This window comes from Pseudoalteromonas sp. KS88, from assembly GCF_004766475.1.
Classification (GTDB): domain Bacteria; phylum Pseudomonadota; class Gammaproteobacteria; order Enterobacterales; family Alteromonadaceae; genus Pseudoalteromonas.
On record NZ_PYHV01000022.1, the window covers coordinates 1 to 7,848 of the forward strand.

Consider the following 7,848-nt stretch of genomic DNA (forward strand, 5'->3'; position numbering starts at 1 on the left):
CAATCATAAAGAGAAATCATAACTGGATATATATATAAATTAATAAGTATGCCTAGTAATGTTATAAATACACCTATACTTAAAAATATTTTAATTAAATATTTGAATGCACTATTGGCAGGTTCAATTTTATAAAATACAGGTATCAACCCTACGATAGCTATATTCGCAAAAAAAAGTAAAGTTGTAGCTAGTGTATATGAAAAAGAATATATGGAAACTGTCTCTGTGTCTGATAGATACAGCAACATGTATCTATCAGCTGCTGAGTAAAATAGATTAATCGCAACTTGCAACCCTAAAGGAGTTCCGTAATTAAGAACAACATCAGTGATAGCACTTTTCTTTGTATAAAAAGAGCTTTTATATAGCTTTATTTTAAAGCAATAATTTACAATAAGAACAGCTCCTAGCACACCAATACAATAGCCTAAAACACTATTAAAATAAAAATTAATAAAAGTAATAACTAAAATAAATTTGAGTGTTTGGAACGTTATTCTATAAACTACATATTTTTTTGATTTTCCTTCCACTCTAAACACTGCTAATTTTAACTCAGTTAGAACCAAAAAAGGAATTGACATCAAAATTATCAGATACGGATATCCATCTCCATCTATTATTGCATATGCAAAAACAAAAATAAAAGCAATCGAGTATATATAACTATTCCTCTTTATCAAAGTATTTGATATCGTTGAATATAAATATTCTCTCTGTTTATTTCCTTTATTCCAAAATCTTAGTATAGAGTTATTCTGGCCTCGTAATAATAAAAACATAAGAATCTGCTCAGTTATAACGACTACAGCAAGCTTACCATATTCGTTTACAGGCAACAGAAAGGGCAATATGACCATTAATAGTATATTCAGCCCTTTACCTAAGCTTTCTCCAGCGCCATAAATCAGTAAATTCTTTATGCTTTTCATTTTATCAGGTTCTAGCCCAAATCCCTTTTGTATCAATTTGAAATTTAGATTCAATCGAAGTAAATCGAAACTCTTTGTGGTCTACAAGTAGTAAATGAATGTCAGCTTTGTCTTTTGCGTTTTCAAATGTAGAAAGCTGAATTGCCTTTATTTTATTTGGAAGTTCATTAATATTTGGCTCAACAGCGAGCACATTACCAGAGTGTATGTCAGCAATCTGTTTAGTAATATTTAAAGCAGGGCTTTCGCGTAAGTCATCGATATCCGGTTTAAATGCTAAGCCATAACAAGCTATAGTTATATCTTTTGCGGTTTTACTTGGGTTAGCTTGTAAAAAGTCTGCAATAGCTAGTTTAACTTTATTAATTACCCATTGCGGTTTTGCGTCATTCACCTTACGTGCTGTATGAATTATTTGCGCCTCTTCTGGCGTTTTACTAACAATAAACCACGGGTCTACAGCAATACAGTGCCCACCAACGCCTGGCCCTGGTTGTAATATGTTTATACGTGGGTGGCGATTAGCTAAAGAAATAAGCTCCCAAACGTCAATATCTAGTTTATCGCAAATGATTGATAACTCATTAGCAAAGGCAATTTGCACATCACGGCATGAGTTTTCAGTTAATTTAGCCATCTCTGCTGTACGGGCATTAGTGATTACACACTCGCCTTGCACAAAGGTTTTGTAAAGCTCTACAGCGCGAGCTGAGCATTTAGCAGTCATACCGCCGATTACGCGGTCATTTTCAACCAACTCACGCACTACATGGCCTGGTAATACTCGCTCAGGGCAATGCGCTACATTTACATCTGCGCCTTCACCAGCAACTTGTGGGAATGATAAATCAGGGCGGGCTGCAGCTAACCATTCAGCCATTTGCTCCGTAGCACCAACCGGTGATGTAGATTCTAGTATCACTAAGTCACCTTTTTTAAGTACAGGTGCAATCGCCTCAGAGGCTTTTTTTATATAGCTTAAATCTGGCTCAGGTATTGTAGAGTCATTGTTCTTGAATGGCGTTGGTACTGCAATTAAAAATGCATCAGCAGGCTCTGGCGATGTTACGGCTTTTAAATAACCCTCTGTCACTGCTGCATGCACGATCATGTCTAGATCTGGTTCTACTATATGTATTTCACCACGGTTTATGGTATCTACTGCATGTTGATTGACATCAACACCGATTACGCTTTTTTTACGTGATGCAAACATTGCTGCTGTTGGTAAGCCAATATAGCCTAAGCCAACAACTGAAATTGTATTAAATGACATGATAATCCTTTTTAAATAGGTTCTAGGTTCTAGGTTCTAGGTTCTACAAATTTTTAAATTCTTTATGCAAACTTTATTTATGTATTTTTAAGTTTGAAAATCAATATTTATAATTTTATAACGCGATATAAAATCGCTGCTACGTATTAATTTTTTGCTAACGTGTCGCAAATGCGCTGGCATGCTTGGCCGTCACCATACGGATTATGGGCTCGGCTCATTGCTTTATAGGACTCATCATCCTTTAGTAGCTCATTTAGCGCAGAAGTAATTTTAGCTACATCAGTACCCACTAATTTAACTGTACCTGCATCTACTGCTTCTGGGCGCTCTGTAGTATCACGCATTACCAGCACCGGCTTACCTAAGCTTGGTGCTTCTTCTTGAATACCACCTGAGTCTGTTAGAATAATATGTGAGCGATTCATTAAATACACAAATGGTAGGTACTGTTGCGGCTCTATTAAATGTACGTTATCTACATCTTTTAATATACGCTTTACTGGCTCTTGAACATTTGGGTTTAAATGTACAGGGTAAAGTATTTGTGTATCAGGGTGAGCTTTGGCTGTTTGCGCTAGCGCTTCACAAATACGCTCAAACCCGCCTCCAAAGCTTTCACGGCGATGACCTGTGACTAAAACAAGTTTTTTATTTTCATCAAGCATAGGGAATTGACCAGAAAGTGTATTACTTAGCTCTGCATCATCTTCTATTTGTTGCTTAACAAGTAATAAAGCATCAATAACCGTATTACCGGTTACAAATATACTTTCGTCTGCATAATTCTCTTTTAAAAGATTCGCTTTTGACGTATCCGTTGGTGCAAAGTGGAATTTAGTTAAAGCGCCAGTTAGTTTGCGGTTACCTTCCTCAGGCCAAGGTGAATAAATATTACCTGTGCGTAAGCCTGCTTCTACATGACCAACTGCTATTTGCTCATAGTAAGCGGCTAAACTCGCAGCAAATGTTGTTGCCGTGTCGCCATGAACAAGCACTACATCAGGTTTAAACTCTTTAAGTACAGGTGTGAGCTCTTGTAAAATACGACTTGTTACTTCTGGCAGTGTTTGCCCTGCTTTCATTAAGTTTAAATCGTATTCTGGGGTGATTTTAAAAAGCTCAAGTACTTGATCTAGCATTTCACGGTGCTGTGCCGTTACACATACTTTTGCGTCAAAGCGACTATCGTTAGCCAAGGCATGAACAAGAGGTGCCATTTTAATGGCTTCTGGGCGAGTACCAAATACTGTTAATACTTTCACTTTTCATCCTTTGTGAATTTTAAATTAATTTACGAGCTACGAGCTCTTAGGGTAACGCTATTATGTTGCATTACGGTGTCAAATTTAGTTTTAGGTTCTAGGTTCTAGGTTCTAGGTTCTAGGTTAATCAGTTTAAAAACAGCTACGGGCTTTGTGCAACGAGCAGCGGGCTAAATAAATAATCATAACCACCCTTATACCACCGAAGGCACCGAGGCGCTTCGATGCACAGAGAAGAAAATAAAATTAATCTCTGTTATTTCCTCTGTGAACTCCGTGGTGAACCTTTTACTTTCGCGGTGGCAAGTCACTCGCCTACATTTTAAAATATAGGAGCTAGGTTCTAGGTTCTAAGATCTAGCTCCTAGAACCTATTTTTTTATTTATCCGATTTATATTCGTAGTTGTAGTAACCGTAATAACCATAAGCGTTACTGGCTTTTTTCATTACACCATTGAATACCACGCCTTTTACGTCGGTGCCGTTTTGCTCAAATCGGGCTCTAGTTAGCTCTATTTCTTTAATGTGGTTTTGGCCAAAACGCGTAACAAGCAATGTTGTACCAGTGTGGGCACTGACGATTGCAGGATCTGTTACCGCTAAAATAGGTGGTGTATCTATTATTACCAAGTCGTATTCGGTGCTTACTTCTTCAACTAACTTACTAAAGTTTGAGTGCATTAGTAATTCAGATGGGTTTGGTGGTATTTGGCCACGGGTAATTACGCTTAACCCTTCAACTTGTGTTGGTTTAGTCACTTCGCTTAAGTTTAAACGGCCTGATAAGTAATCACTTAGGCCATCGTCCCATTTAATACCAAACTGAGTTTGCAAGTAACCTTTACGCATATCGGCATCAATGATTAACACTTTTTTGCCACTTTGCGCTAGTACTGAGGCTAAGTTAACCGATATAAACGATTTGCCTACACCAGGGCTTGGGCCAGATATAGCAATAAGGTTGTTTTTAGACTCCATCATCGCAAAGTGCAAACTGGTACGTAAGCTACGTAGCGCCTCTATTGATAAGTCAGCGGGGTTATCTAGCGCTAATATAGATTTAGGCTTATTTTTAGCTTTGCGGGCTTTACTAAATCCAGTGAGTTTATCTTGGTAATCTGAGTACGGTACACTTGCGTATACAGGCAGGCCAATTGCCTCAATTTCGTTTGGATCTTCAACGCCTTTATGCATGGCTTTTTGTACTAAAACAATGGCTACTGCTAACATGCCACCTAACATAGTTGCCATTACCACGATTAACGCTTTTTTCGGCTTAACCGGTTTTGAGGTGTTCACCTCTGCATAATCAATTATACGTACATTTCCTACCGTACCCGCACGCACAATATCAAGCTCTTGAGTTTTAGCTAAAAGCAGTGTGTAAATTTCGTTACTTACTTCAACATCACGCTTTAAACGCAGTAACTCTTGCTGTGTTTCAGGTAGGTTACCTACCTCGCCAACTAGCCTTTGCTTTTGTTTTTCAACTGCTTCAATCTGCTCAAGCACGCCTTGGTACGTTGGGTGGCTTTCTTTAAACTTGCGGCTCATTTCAAGGCGTTTAAGCTCTAGCTCTTGGAGTTTAGTTTCAAGCTCAACAACTTGCTCAAGCACACCTTGGGTTTCAAGAGTAATATTTATTGATTGGCGCTTAATTTGGTATTCGTTAAAACGTTCTTCAGCGTATTCGAGTTGCTTTTTGATTTCAGGGAGTTGTACCTCTAAAAAGTCGAGTGACTTTTTAGCTTCTGCGCTGTTACGTTCAACATTACGGCGCACATAAATAGCCGCTACTTTATCCAGTACTTTTTCAGCATAACTTGGTTTAGCGCTTTGCAAGCTTAAGTTAATAATACCGGAGTCTTTGCCCTTTTCACTGGCGCCAATGGCTGCTTGTAAATCTAAAATAGTATTAAGGCGGTCTTTGCGAGTAATTATAAACTCAGTGCCCGCACGAGCATTTATACTACGTACAGTTAGGTTAAACTTACCATTTATGAGCTCTTGCCCTACTTTACCTGCCAATATTTGTTCGCCATCGTCATTTAAGAGCGCGACGCTGTTATTTTCTTGTGCAAGTAATGTAAAATCGACACCAATTGCAGATTTTGGTACATCAAACCTAAATACATCAATACTCTCACCACCCCATGCGTACGAGCTTGCACCAAAGCTAGGCTCAGCTAAATCGCCCTCATTCATTGGTGTGAATTTACGGAATGCGCGCCCCCCAATGAAGGGATATAGTTTTGGCTCTACTGTAATATCGAGCTTTAATGTATCTACCGCTTCACCAATTATTGAGCGCGATTTTAAAAGCTCTATCTCTGTCACTGCGGCAGAGGTGCTTTCAAACATACCTGCCATGTCGTCAAACCCAGGGACTGAGCCGCCGCTTTCTTCAACCTGTATCATCGCCGTTGCTTGATATATAGGAGTAGAAAACACCGCATACACCACGCCTATAAACATAAACACAGTGGTGAGTGCTATTATAAATAATTTACGGTCAAGCAGCGCACCTATTAGTGCCATTAAGTCTATCTCTTGACTTGCGCTTTGCTCGTCTGTTCGGTTTTGCTTATTTGCTGCTATTGCAGTGGGCTGAGCATTCATGTACTAGCCTATCCTTATAAATACTTTTGCCAAGCGCTACACGCGCTATCGATTAAATCGTAAACGTGTTCAAACGCTTCTAAACTTTGTCTGTATGGATCGGGTATTTCTTTATCGCCCAACCATTTACCGAGTAAAAATGTTTTGCCGCGTGCTTCTGGGTAGCGGCTGCAAAGGTCAGTTAAATGGCGTTGCTCCATCACTAAAATAACACTATTTTGCGCGACGAGAGTCGAGTTAAGTTGGCGGCCTTGATGTGCATCCATATTAATACCGTGCGGCGCTGCAATTTGTTTTGCGGTTGCATCGGCTGATTTACCTTCAAGCGCCGTCAACCCTGCAGAAGAGACTGTTATATTTTTGCCTTCAAGCTTGCTTTTAAGTACATATTCGGCGGTTGGACTACGGCAAATATTACCCGCACACACCACTAAGATAGAATCAAACATCGTAACCCTTACTTAGTTGCTGCTAAATCGTCGATAGAATCAACTGTTGCGATAGACGGTAATAATAAGCTTATTACGCGGTTCCAACGGGCAAGTGGTGCAGAGGTTACATACACAATGTCGTGTGGTTGTAATTCAAACTGCTCAGCTAATACTAATGCAGCTATATTTTTCGCATGCAATTGGTAAACATCGGCTATTACGCCATCTCGCTCTAAGTCTCGCTTGCGTAATACAAACACCCCATTGGCATCTGCTGTATTTTCGTTTAAGCCACCAGAGTTTGCCAGCGCTTCAGCTAAATTTAATCCGTAGCGGTTAACCTCTACTGAGCCGGCTTTTTTTACATCGCCCAATACAAATACATTTTGTAAGTCATTACGACTTACATGCACTATATCGCCATGCTGCAATAAGCGGTTTTGTGATATATCGCCCTGAGCATAAAAATCATTGAGTTTAATTACTTCAGTTGTATTACCACGAGTAAATGTAACTGTACGCCAATCGGCCGCTTCGGTTAAACCGCCCGCTTGGTTTAAAGCATCAATTAAAGTTAGTGGAATTTCAGTGACGGGGATAACACCTGGTTTAGTAACTTCACCTGTTACATAGGCTTTTTGGCTTCTAAAGCCGACTATTTTAACATCTATTTGCGGGTCTTCTATTACACGGCTTAATCGTTTTACTAATTCGCTGTGTAATTGTTGAACTGTTTTACCTGCTGCTTGAATATTGGGGGCATAAGCATAAGTAATTGTGCCATCCGCTTGTACACGAAAGCCATCAAATTCAGCGGTACGCTGCACTGCAGCGGGTATGGTTAATTCAGGGTGATCCCATACACCAATGGTAAGCACATCGCCTACACCTAGTTTGTATTGGTAATCACTGGTGTTTAAGCCGTCATAAGTAGAACGCGGAGACGATTTAGTTTGAGCCTGCTTTTTTTGCTTTATTAAAGCTGAATCAATTATTTGAATATTTACTCTTTCGAGATCTTGTTCAAGATTTTTAGTTTGCTCTCCCGATTCGATTCCTTCGAAATGGCTACCGGGGATGATTGTACAACCTGTCATTGTGAGCAAAGTAAGTGATGCTACAAGTGTTTTACAGCTTAGCGCCATTGTTTATTCCCAAATATTATAAAATTCTAAAACTTTCAGCTTAGTTTTTTGAAATTTGCTGTTATTTTTTTGCGTGCCAATTAAAGCATGGCTCAGTTTACTGTGCAAGCACGCTTGCACAGTAAACGCGCAAGCGAGTAATTATTTTGTAAATATTTCGTGCTTCGTGCTTCGTG

At 39.3% G+C, this 7,848-nt stretch carries 6 protein-coding genes; all 6 read right to left on the reverse strand.

Annotated elements, in window-relative coordinates; genetic code table 11:
• Positions 1-935: oligosaccharide flippase family protein (locus tag C7Y70_RS15050; protein ID WP_135475568.1), on the reverse strand; the 935-nt coding region annotated here is incomplete at its 3' end.
• A gap of 4 nt (positions 936-939) precedes the next feature.
• Positions 940-2,211: a UDP-N-acetyl-D-mannosamine dehydrogenase gene (wecC, locus tag C7Y70_RS15055; RefSeq protein ID WP_135475570.1), complete on the reverse strand. Its 1,272-nt coding sequence runs from the start codon at positions 2,209-2,211 to the stop codon at positions 940-942.
• A gap of 146 nt (positions 2,212-2,357) precedes the next feature.
• Positions 2,358-3,476: a UDP-N-acetylglucosamine 2-epimerase (non-hydrolyzing) gene (wecB, locus tag C7Y70_RS15060; RefSeq protein ID WP_135475572.1), complete on the reverse strand. Its 1,119-nt coding sequence runs from the start codon at positions 3,474-3,476 to the stop codon at positions 2,358-2,360.
• 379 nt (positions 3,477-3,855) lie between these two features.
• Complete coding sequence (locus C7Y70_RS15065; RefSeq protein ID WP_135475574.1) at positions 3,856-6,096, reverse strand: polysaccharide biosynthesis tyrosine autokinase; 2,241 nt, start codon at positions 6,094-6,096, stop codon at positions 3,856-3,858.
• A 14-nt stretch (positions 6,097-6,110) separates the two neighbouring features.
• A complete protein-coding gene (locus C7Y70_RS15070) occupies positions 6,111-6,545 on the reverse strand; it encodes a low molecular weight protein-tyrosine-phosphatase (RefSeq protein ID WP_135475576.1) in 435 nt (144 codons plus the stop codon).
• Positions 6,546-6,553: 8 nt separating this feature from the next.
• Complete coding sequence (locus tag C7Y70_RS15075; RefSeq protein ID WP_135475577.1) at positions 6,554-7,672, reverse strand: polysaccharide export protein; 1,119 nt, start codon at positions 7,670-7,672, stop codon at positions 6,554-6,556.
• Positions 7,673-7,848: the final 176 nt, after the last annotated feature.